1 protein-coding gene is annotated in these 732 nt (G+C 63.4%); it reads left to right on the top strand.

Annotation, left to right across the window (positions count from 1 at the left end; all coding sequences use genetic code 11):
• On the top strand, positions 1-710 hold a 710-nt coding region (locus AC5RWU_RS24435; protein ID WP_493986755.1), incomplete at its 5' end, for a succinate dehydrogenase iron-sulfur subunit.
• Between the last annotated feature and the right edge of the window lie 22 nt (positions 711-732).

Raw genomic sequence — 732 nt, 5'->3', positions numbered from 1 at the left:
CGACCTTTGAGGTCACCGTGCGCATCCGCCGTTTCAACCCCGAACTGTCCGACCAGGCGCACTGGGAGGACTTTCCTCTGACCATGCAGGGGACGGACCGGGTGCTGGATGCCCTGCACAAAATCAAGTGGGAGCACGACGGCTCCCTGTCCTTCCGCCGCTCCTGCGCCCACGGCGTCTGCGGCTCCGATGCCATGCGCATCAACGGCCGCAACCGCCTGGCCTGCAAGGTGCTGCTCAAGGACCTCAACCTCAGTAAACCCGTCACCGTCGAACCGCTTCAGGGCCTGCCGGTGGAAAAGGACCTGATCGTGGACATGGAACCGTTTTTCCAGTCCTACCGGGAAATCATGCCGTTTCTGGTCACCAACGGACACGAGCCGACGAGGGAACGGCTGCAGTCCCCGCAGGACCGCGAACGTTTCGATGACACCACCAAGTGCATTCTGTGCGCAGCCTGCACCTCCTCATGCCCGGTCTTCTGGACCGACGGCCAGTACTTCGGCCCGGCAGCGATCGTCAATGCGCACCGGTTCATCTTCGACTCCCGCGATGATGCCGCCGATATGCGCCTGGAAATCCTCAACGACAAGGAAGGCGTCTGGCGGTGCCGCACGGTCTTCAACTGCTCCGAGGCCTGCCCCCGCGGCATCAGGATCACCCACGCCATCAAGGAGGTCAGCCAGGCCATCCTCAGCCGCCACATATGAGGCCAAGGCGGCCCGGGAACAG

This window comes from Arthrobacter sp. B0427-1-12 (assembly GCF_059092905.1).
Note: the sequence above shows the minus strand (reverse complement) of the source record. Positions and strands in the feature narration are given on the sequence as shown.